This is a genomic window from Wolbachia endosymbiont of Drosophila innubila, from assembly GCF_021378375.1.
In the GTDB taxonomy this organism is placed as follows: domain Bacteria; phylum Pseudomonadota; class Alphaproteobacteria; order Rickettsiales; family Anaplasmataceae; genus Wolbachia; species Wolbachia pipientis.
This window is the reverse complement of record NZ_CP076228.1, coordinates 864,201-881,817: the sequence shown is the minus strand read 5'-3', so window position 1 is coordinate 881,817 and position 17,617 is coordinate 864,201. Positions and strand designations below refer to the sequence as shown.

Here is a 17,617-nt window from a genome sequence, read left to right as displayed (position 1 = left end):
AAAGTTCGTACAGTTGTAGGTCAAGCCATAGAGTAACAAAAAAAGGATATTGGTATAACAAAAGAGGAACATTATAATTTTATATCATTTTCCTCTTTGTCCATTTTCACGAAAAGTTAGAGCTTTTCTAAAAGAAAAAAAATTAGGCTGTGATCTAGTGTATGAAAATCCGTGGGAAAAGCGGAATGAATTTATGGAGATCAATCCAACCGGGCAAGTACCAGTGTTAATAGATAATAACTTTGTAATAGCGGATAGTAATGCCATTTGTGAATATATAGAAGAGACTTACAATAGCGACGTCAAATTACTTGGTTCATCCACTATTATTAAGTCTAAAATACGCGCTCTAATCAATTGGTTCGATAACAAATTTTACAATGAAGTTACTAAGTATATTATGAATGAAAAAGTAATTACTAACCGCAGCCCTGACTCTAGATTTCTTCATGCAGCTCAGCATAACCTGCCTTGCCATATGGAATACACCGAACACTTAATTAACAAGAACGTTTGGCTTGCAACTGATAAGTTCACTTTAGCTGATATTACTTTAGCATCGCATATTTCCGTAATGGATTATGTAAGTAGTTTTCCATGGGAAAAAAGTAAAATTTTAAAAGAATGGTACTCCATTGTTAAATCAAAGCCTTGTTTTCGTGAGATATTATTAGAGAGGATTTCTGGTTTAATCCCTCCTAAACATTATGCTGACCTTGATTTTTAACTTATGTTAGCTTTAAAGCTACAGTCATTCCTTCATCAGTTGGAATCAATATAGAGAAATATTTTTTTTCATCTGATAATCTATTATTAAACTCCCTCATGGCATGCCATGATTTTTCTGATACTTCTTTTGGAGGCGATTCTAAAAATACTGTGTTAAACAGTAGAGTGTTATCTGCAACGATTAGCCCATCTTGTTTAATGTATGACTCTGCCCAATCTAAATACTTAGGATAACTACTTTTGTCAGCATCAATAAATATCATGTCAAATGGTGCTTTTGCTGATAATTCATTAATTTTTTCCAGTGCATCGCCTTCTATTAGAGTAATTTTATCACTTAGATTAAAAGCACTAAAATTTTTTTTTGCTATTCTTGAGTGTTGAGGATTATTTTCTATTGTATATATATGACCGTCTTTTAGTAGAGCTTTTGCCATGCAAATCGACGAGTAACCGTATAACGTGCCAATCTCAACAATACTTTTGATTTTTTGGATTTTTATAAATAAACTTAATAGCTTTCCTTCTTCAGGGCCAATTTGAATATGTTGCTTTTTTTCAAGAATACAATATTCTTCTATTTTTTTTTATATTCTTTTGCAAATAGATTTCTTATGTATGACAATTTTATACTAAAATTATTACGCATATATTATAAATTAGGGAGACTTAATTCATACACAATTTATAAATATAATAATATAGTTTAAAATAATAAAAACATTTATTTTAAGTTATTATTTCATAGTATAAAATTTTAAGTGACAAAATTATTATATATCGTACTATAGTTAACTAGTATAATAAACAGTCGATTATTATGCTAGAATTAAAGGGATTGTTTATGCGCATTTCTCTTTTTAAAATATAATTTTTATAATCAATTAGAGGGGGTTATATGTCTTATACTATTGCTGGTGAAGTTGAAACGTTAAACAAAAAATCTAACAAGAATGAAGGGGTTATGTTACTACATAATCCAGCTTATCGTGAAAAGTATAAAGAACGTTTTGATGAAGCTCAGAGAAAAGTTATGGATATGGTTCAGTTTTATGATGGGACAATAGTATTAATAGAGAATAAAATCGCTATGTATTACTACACTTGGCACAGTAAAAAAAGAGAGTTTGAGCGTAAAAAACAACAAACAGTAGTGAAAAACAATGACTCAGCATAGAGTCTTTTATATGGTAAGCTACAGTGATATTACTTCACTATAGCTTTTCCATATAATTCATCTATCACATTAGTGAAATATTTCAGCTCTTTATACCCTCCATGTTTAACTTTATTATGCTCTATATATGATTTATCATCGTTAAGCTTGATGAAAAATATTGGAGTGGCTGTGATATCAAGTTTATTAATTGCCAGTGATTTATCATTTACGATTTTATCCATTATTTTCTTATCATTAATGCATTGGTTAAATGCATCTTGCTTTAAGTTGCTTAGTGCAGCAATTCTTTGTAGTAAAGTCAAATCACTTAAATTGTAGTAATTCCACGAATCTATTGAGTTAAAAACAGCTTTGTTAAAATTAAAGTAGTCTTCTTGTTTTTCGTAGCAATGACTTAGCATTGCAGCCTTTAGCCCTCTGTAATCCAAAGGAAAATGACGAAATATATATAACATCTTACCTGTGTCTATATATTTCTCTTTAATTTTAGGAAAAACATTCCTATGAAAAAGAGAGCAGTGATAACAAGTTAATGAAGCATATTCTATCATTAGAATTGGTGCTTTTGGATCTCCTAATAATTTATCATTAGGTAATAGCGATAATAGCTCATTTGATGTTATTTCATTGGGTTTTTTTTGAATGTATTGGTTATCGGATAAATCTTGCTTAACAACTGCATAAGAATTAACACTTATGAAAATTAATAAAAACAATAGTCTAAAAATCATTACAATATAAACACTTAACTTACTAAAAAAAATTATACATTTATATTAATAATGTCAAAATAACTTTTGTTTAGCAAGGCTTTCAGCCCTATCTTTAAATGCAGCAATTATTTTACTTTGTGTATACTTATATACTGAGTTTAATAAAGTGGAAAATGAGTTGGACTTAAACTTAAACTCTATATAAAACTTTACCATAGTTTTATTTTCATCTATGGGAATGAATTGCCATTCATTGTATAGATGTTTAAATATTCCATTTGATGATACAGCTTTTATCCAACCTTCATTTGTTCCACTTGGAGAAAGAGAAGTAACTTCTGATGTATATCTACCTTTAATTCCATGAAAAGCTGCGAGGAGATCCACAACCATTTGGTTGTTAATTTTTTCTTTTATATAAACGGCTTTGCACCAAGGAACAAAATCAGGATACCTTTCAACATCAATTACAATTTGGAATACTTCATTAGGCAAACATAGGAAAACACCCTGTTCTTTGTATTGATGAAGCATAAATGTTAAACCAATCAAAATAGGATCCGTATCTACCGTCAGCCTTAGTAGATTCCTGAGACTAAAGTTAAGGTGGGCATCACGTATCAATTTCAACGAAATTAATAGAGGCAATTCCCTCGACTAGAAATTATCTCTCGGGAAATTTAACTTAACTCATAACGCATAGAACAGACCCTTAATTAATTGTAGATGATTTATACAAGGTGTGTCTATAGATATATTAAAGCTAGCGATTATTATTTAATCTTTATTAAACTTTGCATTCTAAGTATCATAGCTAATAAATATATCTTATGAACATTACTAAAGTTTTAACTATCATTGTTTTTATTGTAATTTCTTCAAGTGCTTACACTAATTGTACAGATCACAAAATTTTTGTGCATACTATGAAGCAACAAGTGGATGGTATATCTACAAAGGAGAATAAAAAAAACCGGGAATGTGTGCAAAAAAAGCTTCAGGAGGTCATTCAAAACAATGTTAACCTCAAAGGAATATCGCAATTCGTCATAGGAAAACATTGGGCTTTAGTTAAACAAAAAGAAAAAGAAGATTTTTTAAGAGAGTATGAAGTGTATCTTACGCGTTTGTGCGTTAAAATTTTATATAAATACATGCATGATAGTGAAATGATCATAATGAGTACAAAAGCAGTTGACGATGAAACTTGCTTAATTGGTACAAGATTTTCTTACGGTGATGAAGAATTTACAAATATTGATTTTAAAGTTACTAAAAATAACAGTTCTTTCTTGATAAGTGATGTTGTAATGAGTGGAATAAGTATTGCTATTAATCAACGTTATCAATTTAGTGAAAAAATCGACACGCATGGCATAGCAAGCGTTATAGCTGAATTAAAATGCAATAACAATCCATGATATATATGCCTCATTGGCCTAAGCCACTTGGTAGCAGGCCGAATGATTTTTCTCTTGATCGCATAAAAGGCTTTCTTAGCAAACTAGATAACCCCGAGAAAAAAGTGCCTCCCGTAATTCATATAGCTGGAACTAATGGGAAAGGCTCAACACTAGCATTTATAAGATATATAATGCAAGCAGCAGGGTATAAGGTACACGCATACACTTCTCCACATTTAGTGAGTTTTAATGAGAGGATAGTGATAGCCGGCAGCTATATCGACGATAATGAATTATATAGCTTATTAGAAGAATGTCGTGCAGTAATTGCAGAACAACCTATCACTCTGTTTGAAGCTGCAACTATTGCAGCTTTTTTAGCTTTTTCTCGTCATAAAGCCGATATAACTTTAGTTGAAGTGGGTATGGGTGGAAGGCTTGATGCAACAAATGTTATAGATAATCCGATTTTAACAATAATTACTTCCATTGCACTTGATCATACGGAATATCTTGGCCCTACTGTAGAAATTATAGCAGGTGAAAAGGCTGGAATAATGAAACCTAATGTTCCTTGCGTAATAGCACCGCAAGAAAAATCTATAGTGAACACGCTAGAACACCACGCAATAAATAAGAAATCTCCCTTGTATAGAGGAGGTCTTGAATGGAATTGCAAAAAAAAGAACAACAAAATGGTTTTTCAATCAGCTATTCAATCAATAGAATTTCCTTTGCCATCTTTAAAGGGTGATCATCAGGTGATTAATGCAGGCAATGCTATTGCAGCATGTAGTATTTTAAGTGGAAAGTATGAATTTGATATTGGAGAAGAGGATATCACTTCAGGTTTACAGTGCACTTATTGGCCTGCACGGCTAGAGTCTATAAAAGAAGGTAATTTAATTTTCCTACTACCGAAAGATTGGCAATTATTTTTAGATGGTGCACACAATAATGATGGTGCTAGAGTACTATCTCAGTGGGTAAAAGATAATTTTGCTGAAGGTATTTATATGGTTTTTGGTGTTACTAGTAACAGAAATGTGGAAGAGTTCTTAGAGCACTTAAAGCCATATATCAAGCTACTATGTGCGGTTTGTGTTAAGTCTGAACCTAAAGCAACAAATACAAATTTGATTAGGGAAAAAGCCAATAACATAGGAATAAAAGCAGTTGAATGTGAATCAATTGGCGATGCAATATCAAATCACATATTAAAAGCCTCTACCCAAAACGTCAAAACCATACTAATCTGTGGCTCATTGTTCCTAGCTAGAGACTTCGCTATGGAGAATAGCTAACTTTGATGATATTAACTGATCGATGGGGAAATAACTTTGATTGCTCATAGTACTGCTTGGCTTTTCGTTATCGACTTCTATAAACTGATCATCACCTTTAAATTGCTCCTCAATTGAATTTATAGCTGTCTTTTTGAGAATATAATTACTTGCAGCATTTAAAATAGGTGAAGTAACAATTAAAAGCGTGAATGGTAATGAAAGTAATAAGCCGGATAACATCATAGAGTTAGTTATACCAAAGCCGTTGGCAACTAAATCTAATCCCATACCGAAAAACATTAAAGATGTACAGATTGTGTTGCTCAAAATAACTGAATTTTTTAGCCACTTTAATTTAGTCCTATCACTCTTTGAAAAATTTTCGCATTCTTGGTCAAAGTTAAACAATAATAAAATATTAGTCTGATGATTAAACTCTTTCCCATTTCTAGTATAAATGCTCTTAACAGCTAGATTTAAAATAGATCCTGCTAACAAGGGAGCAAGAAAATCTACTGCTATTGGTACATTAGAAGAAATACCATTAATTATTAAAAATGCAATTGATGTGAAGGATACTAAAAGAACTCCTAAGAGATTTGAATAAGAAGAATATTTTACATAAGCAGTTACATTATTGTTAATTGACTGCTGCTTATTATAGAGTTTATTTCTGCACTTATCATCTAAGTATTTTTGCAATTCTTCATAACTGCGACTCCACAACTTACCGCGTAATTCTTTTATTAAATTATTTCTTTTATTGAGACCTTTCTCCAATGGCTCTATTATAAATTCTTCAAAAAATGGCTTATTTAATGCAATAACCTTAAATTTCTCCTCCGCTTCTTTATTGTTTGGGTTTTTATCTGAGTGATATTTTAACGATAATTTACGGTATTGTTGACTAAGCTTTTTCTTAATATTCTTAATGTCAGAATTTACCACATCCTCCTTTTGAATATTAAATGTTAAAAACAACTGCTTTAAAGCGTGGTACTCATTTTCATTCAAAACATTTCTAGCTACATTACACCTACAAATTAACTAACTATTAATGTTCTATAATATACATATTTCCAAACTATGTCAATTATTTCATAAATATCTTTGGTAAAAATTATTTCTGTTATGACTAGCATGATAAGTGTATGAAGCGACTAAAATTGTCATTACAGCGCTTAGTGTACGACAGTGCTCCAACATTTAGGGTTGCAGTTTTCATGGCAGATCTGAGTAGCTGACCCATCTAAGAGGTGTCATTCAAGTAGCTGACACTGGAATGGCTTTGTTGCATCGCACCTTATACGGTAGTAATTTACAATAAATTCATGTAGCCATTTCGAATTTAGTCATTTCAGTGTTGGCTACTTGGATGACATCACCTGCTATGCTGCAAATTGCAACGTTCGTACACTAAAGTATAGTGTGTTACTAACGAAGGCAAACAAATATCTGCTTTATGAAAACGTTAATATTTTTCATTGAAATAATACATAAATACTAGAAAAACCTTGGCAGGTTATTCGCGTTTGATTATCATAGAGAATTATATAAATTAATAAATGATCTATGGCAAGTAACCCAGAAGAAAGAAATAGTGATAAACAAAAAGCGCTAGATAACGCAATAAGCCAGATTGAAAAAGCATTCGGTAAAGGTGCAATAATGAAGTTGAAGCAAAACCCTGTAGAAAAAATAGACACAATATCCACAGGATCAATTGCGCTTGATTCGGCTCTAGGTGTTGGAGGTCTGCCAAAAGGGCGTATAATTGAAATATTTGGCCCCGAGAGTTCTGGTAAAACCACTCTTGCCTTGCACGTGATTGCTGAAGCACAAAAAAAAGGAGGATCATGCGCATTTATCGATGCAGAACATGCATTGGATGTCTTATATGCTCGTAAACTTGGGGTAAGCACTGATGATTTAGTGATTTCACAACCAGACACTGGAGAGCAGGCGTTGCATATTGTTGAGTATTTAGTGTGTTCTGGTGCGGTTGATGTGATAGTTATTGACTCTGTCGCAGCATTAACTCCAAGAGCTGAAATTGAAGGTGATATGGGTGATCAACATATGGGGCTGCAAGCAAGGCTTCTAAGTCATGGGCTACGGAAACTAACCTCTGCCGTTTCAAAAGCGAACTGTATATTGATATTTATTAATCAAATTCGTATGAAAATAGGAGTAGTGTATGGAAATCCTGAAACTACCACGGGTGGAAATGCATTAAAATTCTATACTTCTGTAAGGCTTGATATAAGAAAAGTTGGTGTAATAAAAGACAAAGAAAATATTACAGGTAATGAAACAAGAGTTAAAGTTGTAAAAAATAAAGTTGCTCCTCCATTTAGAGAAGCGAAATTTGATATAATGTACAATGAAGGTATATCAAAACTCGGAGAAATAATAGATATGGGAGCAAAGCTTGGTGTGCTTGAAAAAGCAGGCGCTTACTATTCATATAACAACACACGTCTTGGGCAAGGAAGAGAGAATGTAAAAACTTACCTAAAAACAAACAAAGAAGTCGCAAATGAAATAGAAACGAAAATCAGAGATTTACTCAGAAATCATGATAATTCTATCATAATAGACGAGGATAGTGAGCAACTTTTAGAAGAATCAGTTTTCTGATCTAAACTTAGGCATTAGATTTTGTGTTGGACGGGTTGTTACAGTATGACGGTAATTCTATGTGCTAATATAACAATCTGTAATGTTACCTTGTATCAAAAAGACTTTGCTGAAGCAGTTAAAAAAAGCTTTTCATGAGAAATTATAAATGATAAATTGTTAACAATAGGTTATTGTTAATAAGATTATGTGTTTTGGTTTACCTAATATAAACAGGGAAGGTTATTCATTTATAGTAGTTTCCTTTATAGTAACGTGTATAGCATTCTCTATATCTTGGGGGTTTGGCGTTACGTGCTTGTTTCCGACATTATTGTGTACTTATTTCTTTCGTGATCCAGCAAGAGCTGTGCCAAACAATAAGAATCTTATATTAAGTCCTGCTGATGGTGTGATTTCAAAAATTGAAGAAGTTAATTATCCTTTATCAGCAGAAAACGGAGAGGAGAAGAAGTTTACGCTTGTTAGCATATTTTTAAGTGTTTTGAACGTCCATGTGAACCGTATACCAATATCTGGTACGATAAAGGAAATGAGTTATAAAAAAGGCAAGTTTGTATCCGCAATGAGCAATAGGTCTAGTAATGAAAATGAAAAGCAGGTTATTGTAATTGAATACGAAAAGGGGAAAGAAATTATTGTGGAGCAAATAGCTGGATTAATTGCACGTCGTATCGTTTGTAATTTAGGAATATCCCAGAACGTAAAAGCAGGTGAAAGGTTTGGAATTATAAGGTTTGGCAGTAGAGTGAATATCTATGTTCCTGCTGATACAGAAGTCAGAGTTTCAGAAGGGCAAACTGTTATTGGTGGTGAAACAATTATAGCAAACTTAAATAAGGAAAACGTTCAAGAGAAGCTTACTTTTGACGTTATATGAATAACGAGGGAAGTAACAGTAGATTCTTACCTATTACTAAATTATTCCCAAACTTTATAACTTTATTGGGTTTATGTTCTGGTCTCACTTCACTTAAATTTACATTTAATGAACAATGGGAATTCTCAGTAATTTTTATCATCATTGCAGCAATAATAGATGGAATGGATGGCAGAATAGCTAGAATTCTAAAATCAACTAGCGATTTTGGAGCCCAGCTTGATTCTTTTGCAGATTTTCTAAATTTTGGTGCAGCGCCTGCATTTCTTTTGTATTTTTGGAAGCTAAACGAAATCAAAGTCATAGGTTGGATTTTAGTAATGATATACGTAATCTGCATATCAATAAGACTTGCAAGATTTAATGTTTCGCTACACTCAGAACAACCATACTGGGAAAAATTTTTCTTTTCTGGTGTTCCAGCTCCAGTGTGTGCTTTACTTTCTTTGTTACCAATAATTATTACCTTTCAATCTCATGAGAGTGAATACTTACTTCTCATAGAGCGATTTTTTAACACAAGAAACGTAGCTTGTTACTTTCTGGCCATTTCATTTTTTTCGATAAGTCACATTCCAACTTTCTCTGCAAAATATATTTATATTCCCAAAAGCCTATCCTATATATTTGTGTCATTTTTTGGAGTACTTATTGTATTTTTCATCAGTAAGCCCTGGATGACTCTACCAATTTTAGGTATAGTGTATACACTTACTATTCCAATAAGCATCGGGTTTTACATATATTTTACATATAAAACTCGTTAGCTAACAAAAAATAGAAAACTGCATGATTTTGAAGATAAGTGAACTATTAAATTCATTTCTGTATATAAAGATATTCAACATTCCATTTATAATTATTTGGGTAATTGCAACTGGAATCTTTTGTACTGCCCAGTTCAAATTCATTAACTTTAGGTTACTTAAATATGGAATACAGACGCTATTCAATCTAAAGTGTAATAACAGCAACAATGGCATAATCACTCATATTCAAGCGTTTGCAACAGTAATTTCAGGAACAGTTGGTCTTGGAACAATATCAGGAGTTGCAATAGCTATCACAATAGGGGGCCCAAGTGCAGTTTTTTGGATGGTAATTACCGGAATACTTGGTATGTCGATAAAGTTTGCCGAGGTGGTGCTTGCATTTACTTATCGCTCTGAAAATACAACTGGCGGGGCTTTTTATTACATGAAGTACGGGCTTGCAAAAATTGGATTTGCAAAAACTGGTAGATTTCTTGCCTTCACTTATGCGATTATGCTACTTATTGCAATGATTTTGGGCGGTATACCATTTCAAGCAAATCAAATAGCAGTACTATCAAATAACCTCCTAGAATACAACGCATCCATTATTATATCCCTGCTTGTCTTTATTGTAATATTGGGAGGGATAAAGCGCATTGCTTTCGTTTCAACGAGCTTAGCACCAATTATGATAGTGCTATATGTGGGTATGTGTATATATTTAATTTATGTAAACGGAAGTAATTTGCTGAATGCTCTATCCATAATATTCCAAGATATCTTCAATAAATCAGCTATAGGAAGCGGAGTATTGAGCGGATTAATAGCCGGAGTGAGAAGATCAGTGTTTGCTAACGAAGCAGGTACCGGAACAGCAGCTATAGCACATTCAGCTGTAAAAGAAGAAGATCCAATTAAAGTTGGGTGCGTTGCAATGATTGCACCACTTATAGACACAATATTAATCTCATTTTTGACTGGTATTGTGATAATTATCACTGGTATGCATAGCACTGATAACGTGGGTGATATTACACTAATTAGTTCGATATTTTCAACAGCTTTGCCCTTGTTCAGCAAGTTAGTTTTTCCGCTAATGATGTTTTCCTTTGCATTTTCCACAATAATAGCTTATTGTTACTACTGTGAAGTTGCTTTGCTGTATTTATTTGGTAGTAAAAAAATACTGATACCGTTCCAAATTCTTATAGTGGTTTCAGTGTATATCAGCTGTATGTCAAAGAATATAGAATTTATATCTTATCTAGGTGACAGTTTGTTTATGTGCCTTATGATTCCAAATGCTGTTGCAATATATCTACTAAGAAGGGAAGTTTTGAATACAATAGATTCTTATTACAATTCTAAAGGGTATTAACATGATTTATAGATTGCTTTGTATGGTGTTATTTTGCCTATTGTTTAATGATGTGTACGCTGTTTCAGGTTTTTACGAAAGTTATGACGCTGTGTTGAATGGAATAAATAACTTCATGAATGAAGTACTGTTTTTCAAGATCCTTTACGTGCCATTTATAATCCTTCTACTAGTTTTTGGTTATGTGTTTCTAACATTACGTTTTGGATTTCTCAACATAAGAATGTTTAAGCATGCGTTTGCTATTTTATGTGGAAAATATGACACGAATCACCATGATGGTCATATTACGCATTTTCAGGCATTTATGACTGCACTTTCAAGCACAGTAGGCCTTGGAACTGTTGCTGGAGTCGCAATTGCAGTTTCAATGGGTGGACCAGGAGCGGTGCCTTGGATGATGATTACAGGTTTTTTTGGTATGTCAACAAAATTTGCTGAGGTAACGTTGGCGTTTAGACATAGAACAGAAGATCAGGACCAATTGTTTAGTGGTCCCTTTCAGTATATAAGGAATGGTCTGGAGGAATTTGGATTTAAAAAACTTGGTATTGTGCTGGCTGCCATGTATGCAGTATTCTTTGTATTATCAGGTCTTGGTGGAAGTGTAGCGTTTCAAACCAACCAAATGGTTTCAATATTATCTGGCTATTCAAGTTGGGTAGATGGTCACTCTTGGTTTCTTTCTTCCATAATTTCTGCGCTGCTTGCTCTAGTGATTATTGGCGGAATTAAAAGGATAGCTAGAGTATCTTCTGCACTAGTGCCTATTATGTCACTTATATATATCTTGAGTTGTATTATTATTATTGCATTTAATATTCATAACCTTGGTTATACGTTGAAAATATTATTTTCCACTATGATAGATTTCAATGCTGTTGGCGGAGGGATGGTAGGAGCATTTGTTGCTGGAATTCAAAGGGCAATCTTTGCCAGCGAAGCAGGTGTTGGTTCTGCTTCAATTACTCATGCAACAACTAAAGATGAAGAACCAGTAAGAACTGGTCTAGTCGCTATGATAGAACCATGCTTTGACACAATGTTAATTTGCTGTTTAACAGGAATAACAATAGTAATAACAGGTGCATACCAAACAGGTGTTGGTGAGGGAATATTAATTACTCACAAAGCATTTGAGACAGTTTCTCCATGGTTTCCTATCCTTCTAACAGTAGCTGCTCCTTTGTTTGCATTTTCTTCAGTAATTTCGTTTGTATATTGTTGTGAAATGGGGTGGCTATATTTATTCGGTGCAAAAAGTATAGTGATATACCGCATAGCGGTAATAATTGTGGCGTTTTTCTCTGGTCTTTCTAAAGATATAATGGCTATTGCCAATATCGGTGGAACTTTATTCTCTTGTTTAGCTCTCATCAATATGACAGCGCTTATACTGTTTAGTAATCAGATTAACGATGAAGTTCAGTGCTACCTAAAAAGGCTGAGGAATAATAAAATTAATTAGGTTCTTGGTATAATGGAAAAGTATGTAGTCCTTATACTGTCCTACATACTCGGTTCAATACCGTTTAGCTTAATCATTACAAGAATAAAAGGGATAAACTTAAGAGAAGTAGGTTCAGGAAACATTGGTGCTACAAACGTTGCAAGGAGGGGAAATAAATTTCTTGCTGCTTTGGCATTATTTCTGGATTCCTTTAAGGGATTTATTGCCGTTTATATAGCACAACAATTTTGTGATAATAACGATTTTTATATATATGTATCTGCAATTTTAGCAGTTTTAGGACACATGTTTCCTATTTGGCTAAAATTCAGTGGAGGAAAGGGCGTTGCAACCACTCTAGGGATACTGATAGCATTTAACATCGATATTACTTTAGTATTCGTAATAATTTGGATAATAGTCTTTCTTGCCTTTAGATACTCTTCCCTTGCTTCACTCAGTGCTACTTCAACGGCTGTAGCATGGTCCTTTTTTTTTCAGAGGAATTTGTTCTTAACATTACTAATTATAGGAGCACTGGTCTTCCTAAAACACCACAGAAATATTGTGAATCTTCTGCAAGGTAAAGAGTATAAATTTTATAGATAATGTACTGCCAAATTATTGACACTTAAACTACGAGACAAATTGCTTGACGGTATGATTTTGTCCTCTTTGTTTAAGTCTATGATTTTTGCTTTTGTTATATTCTCTACTTCTTGAGGTGTTAAAAGACCATCTTCAATGAATTCCTTTTTTGTTTCTCTTATTTTTTCATAAAGTTGAGTAACGTGATCTTTATTTCCTTCATATACACTTTCAATTTCTAACTCTAGCTTATGTGAAGCTCCTTTTTTTAACATTTCATCCATTGCTGCTTTTGTTACTTTTAACCTTTCTTGCAAAATTTTCTTTATTTTTTCCTTATCATTTTCGTTATTTTTACTGAGTTCTACATATACCCTATAACATCTTTTTTCTCTTGGGAGCATTCTTAACCCATCTAACATGCTAATTATCTGACCTTCAATAGTCTTCTCAGCCTTTAATTTAAATTCTGCTACTTCTTCTTCTATTATCTTATTAGCTATTCTCTTAGCTCCATCCAAAGATGAATCCTTGAGAGAAAAATCTGTCTCGAGTAGATCTCGATTTAATAGCTCTAAGAATACTTTTTTTCCGATGTTTTCGAGTAAACTTTCTTGGTCATCTAAATCATGCTCCTGCAGTTTATTTCTCATGTGCTGAACCAGCTCACAACATTGTAATTTATTTAACTTTATAGAGCTAATATTTTTCATTAACGTCAGCACAATTTGTTCACTATATTGAGAAGTAATACTCAATAATTTTCTCATTAAAGGAATACTTACTTCTGAAATAAAATCATCAACTATTTTTTGACTTTCATCGTCTTCATAACCATTTTGAACGTCATACCAAGCCTTAAGAATTTCTTTATTGTTTTTCTTGTTTTTTAACCTGTCTAGTCTGGTAGAGACTCATGACCTTGAAACCAGCGATTTGGTCTCATAACCATAGTCTCCCCAAAAGAACCGTGCTTGCGGATTTCCCGCACACGGCTCCACAATACAGCGTTCACACTAGTGCTCCTGTGTATAAAGAAACATATACCTTTGGTTTTGGTAATGGATTTACTTTTAAATAGTGTATAAATTGTTCCCAATCCATACTTTTCTTTTGACTACGTCGGTTTATCCACTTAAATGCTAACTTTGTTACCGGTCGATAGAATTGAATCAAACACCGATAATTTCCGCTAACTCCGAAGTAGCTATAGTGTCCTGTTAGTTTGGCTTTAAGTTTCTGCCACCAATCTTTGAAACAGATACGACTTCGTACCATCTTCAACCATTCTTTGATTTCTTTAATCTTTCTGGCTAGGCTTATTTTTGAAGTTTTCTGCTTCATCATAAGTTTACCATTACGACTTTTTCCACAATAATGTGTAAATCCTAGAAAGTTGAAGCTAGCCGTCCTACGTTTCTCTCTTTCTGCTTGATACCATTCTTTCTTACCAAACTTTACTATTTTTTGTTTTATTTTCAGCTATTTCCAACCCAAATTTACTTAGTCTTTGTTTCAGTAATTCTAGAAATTCTTTTGCGTCTTCTTCCCTCTCGCAGCCAACTACAAAATCGTCGCAAAACCTTATTAGCTGTAAATATCCTCTGGCTTTTGGCTTAAATTTCTTTTCAAACCATAAGTCCAGCACATAGTGTAAGTATATATTAGCTAATACAGGGCTTACTATACCACCTTGTGGTGTGCCTTGATCGGTTGCTTTATAACATCCAACTTCGACTATTCCTGCCTTTAGAAATCGTTTTATTAACCACAATAAATTTGGGTCAGCTATTCGTTCCCTTAGACAATTCATTAGCCATTTATGTTGAACATTATCAAAGAACTTCTTGATATCCACTTCTACAATATAGTTAATTGGTTTGTGCATAACTGCTTTATCTAGAGCGTTTATCGCCTGATGACAATTTCTTCCTGGTCGAAATCCATACGAGCTGTCCATAAAGTTTGCTTCATAAATATTTTCTAATATCTTCTTTAGCATTACCTGTACCAACTTATCTTCCGTTGATGGTATTCCGAGACCGCGCTTCTCTTTGCTCCCGGCTTTGGGTATGTATACCCTTTTCACTGGTAGCGGTTGATATTGTTTTCTCTTCATACTATCCACTAGTGTTTTAAGTTTCTCTTCTAGATTTTCTCCATAAGCTTCCACTGTCACACGATCTATACTACAAGCCTTGTTGCGTTTTAGTTCCTTATAACACTCTGCAAGATTCTCTTCATTAATCAAATGAACTAATGATGTAAATTTTACTCGCTTATCTTGCTTAGCCCTTACTGCTATCTGGTTTAGTTTTCCTTGCATACTCCTCTAATCTCTGTTGTATTGGTATAGCAATCCCTATACCAGTCACTATATTGCTAACCGCTTCCCTTGTATGTGGCTTTCCCACACTCGAGTACTATCAATTAGTCCGACTTCCTTTGCATCTTCCTCCAGTCCTCGCCTTTATTGACTTGTTCCAGAGTACCCTTACAGGAATACAAAGGATCTCCCAAGTTCACGTAAGGTCCATCTCAACACATGACGCGGCCTTCGATCCCGATGAGGTGAGTAATATCTTGCCTTAGCGTTATTACCCATGTTGCCTTCCACCAAATGTAAAGTGTCAGCCCCCATGACGCGTGAATTACGGGACTCAATACCTTCACTTTCGTTGCACCCTATGTTGTCCATTCCATTAGCTTTACTACGCTCGTTACCTTACGCAGCATAATGGTTTGTTCCAGGTTGCCGGCTAAGCTTTACCCGTGTTGGATTTTCACCAACTGTTCCTTACGCACTTCTTGGCGCACACAAATAGCCACCACCAACTGTTTGACCGGGCTCTAATTCAAACTCCCGGATAACATCAGAGCCCAGCCAATAGTAATTTTCATGCAACTGATCAAAAGCTTCCCAAAAAAGCCTCTTTACCAAATCGAGCGTACCATGATGCTCAGAAGCATCACGGCGCGAGTTAATCCCAAGCATTCCTTGTATTTCCACAAGTAAATTGGAGAAATTATCATCATAAGTCTTTATCTCACTCATCTTTTTTATCGTCTTTCTTATCAGCAGTAGAAAGATTTTTGATCGTCTTAATATAAGTTTCTGGTTTTGGTGATTTCGGTGGTAATATCAAAGTTCCAACAAAAAACGGAAAGAAATCTGAATACATGTAAGCCATTAGTTCACCATATTCATATGGGGTATTCATGAGTACATATTGGCTGTCTACCAAAAACGACATTGCATTATTTTTTGTCGGTCCAAAAGCAGCATTTGGAGCAGATATTTCCTTGTAAAGATATTTGTTAGTTGAAGGTGCAGGCACTGGTCCAATCTTAAATATTGAAGCCGGTTGCCACCAGAAGAATGCTTTACAGTGATTTCCGACAACTTTTCCTTTAGCGCCTATTAAATACTCTTTCTCCGGAACATCAACACCATAGGTGATACCTGGTGACACCTGTACAGTAGCATTCGTGCTATCCTTCATTACAGTGAATGCTATTGGCACTCCTGATGGTATTTCATCCCTATCTCGTGCTAGCCACTCTTTGCCCTCTAGTTGAATGATATCTCCTTTTTTAAAGACAGGATTGAAACGATTATCTACCTCTATGTCTACTGACCCAGAAAAACCAAAAGTCACAGTCATAGAACAATATTCATCCATCTCTTTAACAATTTCTTTTATTGTTAACTTGTCTTTAGATGCCGGACCTGCCTTATGAAAATAAGTTGACGTATCGATATAAATATCAGCACAATCAAATGTCAGTGGTGATAGCATGTTTTTAGTGTCGCTAAGAAACATATCGCTTTTCGGCGCTTGCGTGTAATTTAATCCTGATTTCGTACGCAAAACTCCAATTGCAGAGTTTGGCATTGAACCTACAAGTCTTGAAGTTCTAAGTACACCACCATTAACACGAATCATATAATCGATAAGTGTACGTACCTCTCCTTCTATGCAGTCATACATACTATCTTCAGTAGAGCCAGCGCAGATAAACCCACGTGATGCTATCGTCTTAAATTGATAATCATTTATTGACCTAATCACCTGCATTAATAATTCCTGATAAACGCGCTCACCGCGCTCCATGAATGATGTTAAACTGGTTGGTACATTGCTAGGGAACTGATCGCGGTTAAATAAAAATTTGACGTCATCGACAAAAATTTCAGCCAAGCCAGAAACTCTCTTATAGTCAATTCTCATAGTTTTTTGCTTAACTTTGTGAATTTTTAAGTCATCATGATGTGTAAGAAATTCCAAATCATCGATTAACCCTCCTGCTGTAGGAATAAAAGGAGGCTGGACTAAAAAATGATCCTGTCCAGAATAGCGATTTGGAATATCATTAGCACCAGGGCCAGTATAAGCTAAGAGTGGACTTGAAAACAAAACAGTTTCAATCAGCCTTTGCGACAATAATGTTGTTCTGTAATATGTTGCACTTGTCTTAATAGTCATCAATATCCCCTAGTTCTGAAATAATCTTGTACTTGTTTAAATTCTGCTTCGAAGTCACTCGGAACATCGCTGTATTGATAATTGGTCGGTATCGCAGTTGCCTTATTACTTCGATGCAGTCCCTGTTT

Annotated in this window: 18 protein-coding genes, 1 other RNA gene and 2 pseudogenes; 10 read left to right on the top strand and 11 right to left on the bottom strand. The window is 34.1% G+C overall.

Features of this window, described 5'->3' with window-relative positions; translation table 11 throughout:
• Positions 1-73 precede the first annotated feature (73 nt).
• Positions 74-727, top strand: coding sequence for a glutathione S-transferase family protein (locus J4T77_RS04765; protein ID WP_010081992.1), 654 nt, complete (start codon positions 74-76; stop codon positions 725-727).
• Position 728: 1 nt separating this feature from the next.
• Here J4T77_RS04765 and J4T77_RS04760 read toward each other — a convergent pair.
• A pseudogene (locus J4T77_RS04760) lies at positions 729-1,378 on the bottom strand (O-methyltransferase).
• A gap of 249 nt (positions 1,379-1,627) precedes the next feature.
• Between J4T77_RS04760 and J4T77_RS04755 the strand changes: the two are divergent.
• Entirely contained in the window at positions 1,628-1,906 is a 279-nt protein-coding gene (locus J4T77_RS04755) for a DUF2671 domain-containing protein (RefSeq protein WP_006279425.1), read from the top strand.
• A 29-nt stretch (positions 1,907-1,935) separates the two neighbouring features.
• Here J4T77_RS04755 and J4T77_RS04750 read toward each other — a convergent pair whose 3' ends face one another.
• The 3 genes from J4T77_RS04750 to ssrS all read right to left on the bottom strand — a co-directional run bounded on the left by J4T77_RS04750 (position 1,936) and on the right by ssrS (position 3,336).
• On the bottom strand, positions 1,936-2,640 hold the full coding sequence (locus J4T77_RS04750; protein WP_233640989.1) for a DsbA family protein: 705 nt from the start codon (positions 2,638-2,640) through the stop codon (positions 1,936-1,938).
• A gap of 54 nt (positions 2,641-2,694) precedes the next feature.
• The gene (locus J4T77_RS04745) at positions 2,695-3,156 is read right to left on the bottom strand and encodes a type II toxin-antitoxin system RatA family toxin (RefSeq protein ID WP_190321432.1); all 462 of its coding nucleotides are present in this window, start codon (positions 3,154-3,156) and stop codon (positions 2,695-2,697) included.
• Between the two features lie 19 nt (positions 3,157-3,175).
• A non-coding RNA gene (ssrS, locus tag J4T77_RS04740) (6S RNA) lies at positions 3,176-3,336 on the bottom strand.
• Positions 3,337-3,452: 116 nt separating this feature from the next.
• On the opposite strand from ssrS, the gene J4T77_RS04735 reads away from it, so the two are divergent.
• Together J4T77_RS04735 and J4T77_RS04730 are read left to right on the top strand one after the other, a co-directional pair.
• Positions 3,453-4,043 (top strand): MlaC/ttg2D family ABC transporter substrate-binding protein, encoded by a 591-nt coding sequence (locus J4T77_RS04735; RefSeq protein ID WP_010963011.1) that lies wholly within the window; start codon positions 3,453-3,455, stop codon positions 4,041-4,043.
• On the top strand, positions 4,040-5,329 hold the full coding sequence (locus J4T77_RS04730) for a bifunctional folylpolyglutamate synthase/dihydrofolate synthase (RefSeq protein WP_022626401.1): 1,290 nt from the start codon (positions 4,040-4,042) through the stop codon (positions 5,327-5,329). Before J4T77_RS04735 ends, J4T77_RS04730 begins: the two co-directional genes overlap by 4 nt.
• On the opposite strand, the gene J4T77_RS04725 is transcribed toward J4T77_RS04730, so the two are convergent.
• Complete coding sequence (locus tag J4T77_RS04725) at positions 5,297-6,259, bottom strand: J domain-containing protein (protein ID WP_010963009.1); 963 nt, start codon at positions 6,257-6,259, stop codon at positions 5,297-5,299. The two genes, J4T77_RS04730 and J4T77_RS04725, sit on opposite strands and share 33 nt — an antisense overlap.
• Before the next feature lie 624 nt (positions 6,260-6,883).
• Between J4T77_RS04725 and recA the strand changes: the two genes are divergently transcribed.
• The 6 genes from recA to plsY all read left to right on the top strand — a co-directional run bounded on the left by recA (position 6,884) and on the right by plsY (position 13,023).
• Positions 6,884-7,951 (top strand): recombinase RecA, encoded by a 1,068-nt coding sequence (recA, locus tag J4T77_RS04720; RefSeq protein ID WP_010963008.1) that lies wholly within the window; start codon positions 6,884-6,886, stop codon positions 7,949-7,951.
• A gap of 187 nt (positions 7,952-8,138) precedes the next feature.
• On the top strand, positions 8,139-8,831 hold the full coding sequence (locus J4T77_RS04715) for a phosphatidylserine decarboxylase (protein WP_007548750.1): 693 nt from the start codon (positions 8,139-8,141) through the stop codon (positions 8,829-8,831).
• Positions 8,828-9,598, top strand: coding sequence for a CDP-alcohol phosphatidyltransferase family protein (locus J4T77_RS04710; RefSeq protein WP_010963007.1), 771 nt, complete (start codon positions 8,828-8,830; stop codon positions 9,596-9,598). Before J4T77_RS04715 ends, J4T77_RS04710 begins: the two co-directional genes overlap by 4 nt.
• 22 nt (positions 9,599-9,620) lie before the next feature.
• Positions 9,621-10,964, top strand: coding sequence for an alanine/glycine:cation symporter family protein (locus tag J4T77_RS04705; protein WP_233640987.1), 1,344 nt, complete (start codon positions 9,621-9,623; stop codon positions 10,962-10,964).
• Between the two features lies 1 nt (position 10,965).
• Positions 10,966-12,432 carry an alanine/glycine:cation symporter family protein gene (locus J4T77_RS04700; RefSeq protein WP_190321431.1) on the top strand — a complete coding sequence of 489 codons (1,467 nt, stop codon included), beginning with the start codon at positions 10,966-10,968 and terminating at the stop codon, positions 12,430-12,432.
• A 12-nt stretch (positions 12,433-12,444) separates the two neighbouring features.
• Entirely contained in the window at positions 12,445-13,023 is a 579-nt protein-coding gene (plsY, locus tag J4T77_RS04695) for a glycerol-3-phosphate 1-O-acyltransferase PlsY (protein ID WP_190321430.1), read from the top strand.
• Here plsY and J4T77_RS04690 read toward each other — a convergent pair.
• From J4T77_RS04690 to J4T77_RS04670, 6 genes and pseudogenes are all read right to left on the bottom strand, one after another.
• A pseudogene (locus J4T77_RS04690) lies at positions 13,014-13,904 on the bottom strand (hypothetical protein); the annotation flags it as partial. The gene plsY and the pseudogene J4T77_RS04690 sit on opposite strands and share 10 nt — an antisense overlap.
• Before the next feature lie 109 nt (positions 13,905-14,013).
• A complete protein-coding gene (locus J4T77_RS04685; protein ID WP_233640986.1) occupies positions 14,014-14,349 on the bottom strand; it encodes a hypothetical protein in 336 nt (111 codons plus the stop codon).
• 100 nt (positions 14,350-14,449) lie between these two features.
• The gene (ltrA, locus tag J4T77_RS04680) at positions 14,450-15,328 is read right to left on the bottom strand and encodes a group II intron reverse transcriptase/maturase (RefSeq protein WP_233640985.1); all 879 of its coding nucleotides are present in this window, start codon (positions 15,326-15,328) and stop codon (positions 14,450-14,452) included.
• The gene (locus J4T77_RS07040) at positions 15,291-15,416 is read right to left on the bottom strand and encodes a hypothetical protein (RefSeq protein ID WP_255717880.1); all 126 of its coding nucleotides are present in this window, start codon (positions 15,414-15,416) and stop codon (positions 15,291-15,293) included. The genes ltrA and J4T77_RS07040 overlap by 38 nt, the downstream gene beginning before the upstream one ends.
• A 383-nt stretch (positions 15,417-15,799) precedes the next feature.
• Complete coding sequence (locus J4T77_RS04675) at positions 15,800-16,057, bottom strand: hypothetical protein (protein ID WP_190321403.1); 258 nt, start codon at positions 16,055-16,057, stop codon at positions 15,800-15,802.
• Entirely contained in the window at positions 16,050-17,489 is a 1,440-nt protein-coding gene (locus tag J4T77_RS04670) for a hypothetical protein (protein ID WP_190321404.1), read from the bottom strand. Before J4T77_RS04670 ends, J4T77_RS04675 begins: the two co-directional genes overlap by 8 nt.
• Positions 17,490-17,617: the final 128 nt, after the last annotated feature.

What these genes read in the sequence shown, in the direction of transcription:
- J4T77_RS04730 (WP_022626401.1), top strand. Translation starts at nt 4,040, where the DNA reads ATGATATATATGCCTCATTGGCCTAAGCCACTTGGTAGCAGGCCGAAT.
- ltrA (WP_233640985.1), bottom strand. Translation starts at nt 15,328, where the DNA reads ATGCAAGGAAAACTAAACCAGATAGCAGTAAGGGCTAAGCAAGATAAG.
- J4T77_RS04715 (WP_007548750.1), top strand. Translation starts at nt 8,139, where the DNA reads ATGTGTTTTGGTTTACCTAATATAAACAGGGAAGGTTATTCATTTATA.
- plsY (WP_190321430.1), top strand. Translation starts at nt 12,445, where the DNA reads ATGGAAAAGTATGTAGTCCTTATACTGTCCTACATACTCGGTTCAATA.
- recA (WP_010963008.1), top strand. Translation starts at nt 6,884, where the DNA reads ATGGCAAGTAACCCAGAAGAAAGAAATAGTGATAAACAAAAAGCGCTA.
- J4T77_RS04705 (WP_233640987.1), top strand. Translation starts at nt 9,621, where the DNA reads ATGATTTTGAAGATAAGTGAACTATTAAATTCATTTCTGTATATAAAG.
- J4T77_RS04700 (WP_190321431.1), top strand. Translation starts at nt 10,966, where the DNA reads ATGATTTATAGATTGCTTTGTATGGTGTTATTTTGCCTATTGTTTAAT.
- J4T77_RS04670 (WP_190321404.1), bottom strand. Translation starts at nt 17,489, where the DNA reads ATGACTATTAAGACAAGTGCAACATATTACAGAACAACATTATTGTCG.
- J4T77_RS04735 (WP_010963011.1), top strand. Translation starts at nt 3,453, where the DNA reads ATGAACATTACTAAAGTTTTAACTATCATTGTTTTTATTGTAATTTCT.
- J4T77_RS04710 (WP_010963007.1), top strand. Translation starts at nt 8,828, where the DNA reads ATGAATAACGAGGGAAGTAACAGTAGATTCTTACCTATTACTAAATTA.
- J4T77_RS04750 (WP_233640989.1), bottom strand. Translation starts at nt 2,640, where the DNA reads ATGATTTTTAGACTATTGTTTTTATTAATTTTCATAAGTGTTAATTCT.
- J4T77_RS04685 (WP_233640986.1), bottom strand. Translation starts at nt 14,349, where the DNA reads ATGATGAAGCAGAAAACTTCAAAAATAAGCCTAGCCAGAAAGATTAAA.
- J4T77_RS04745 (WP_190321432.1), bottom strand. Translation starts at nt 3,156, where the DNA reads ATGCTTCATCAATACAAAGAACAGGGTGTTTTCCTATGTTTGCCTAAT.
- J4T77_RS04675 (WP_190321403.1), bottom strand. Translation starts at nt 16,057, where the DNA reads ATGAGTGAGATAAAGACTTATGATGATAATTTCTCCAATTTACTTGTG.
- J4T77_RS04755 (WP_006279425.1), top strand. Translation starts at nt 1,628, where the DNA reads ATGTCTTATACTATTGCTGGTGAAGTTGAAACGTTAAACAAAAAATCT.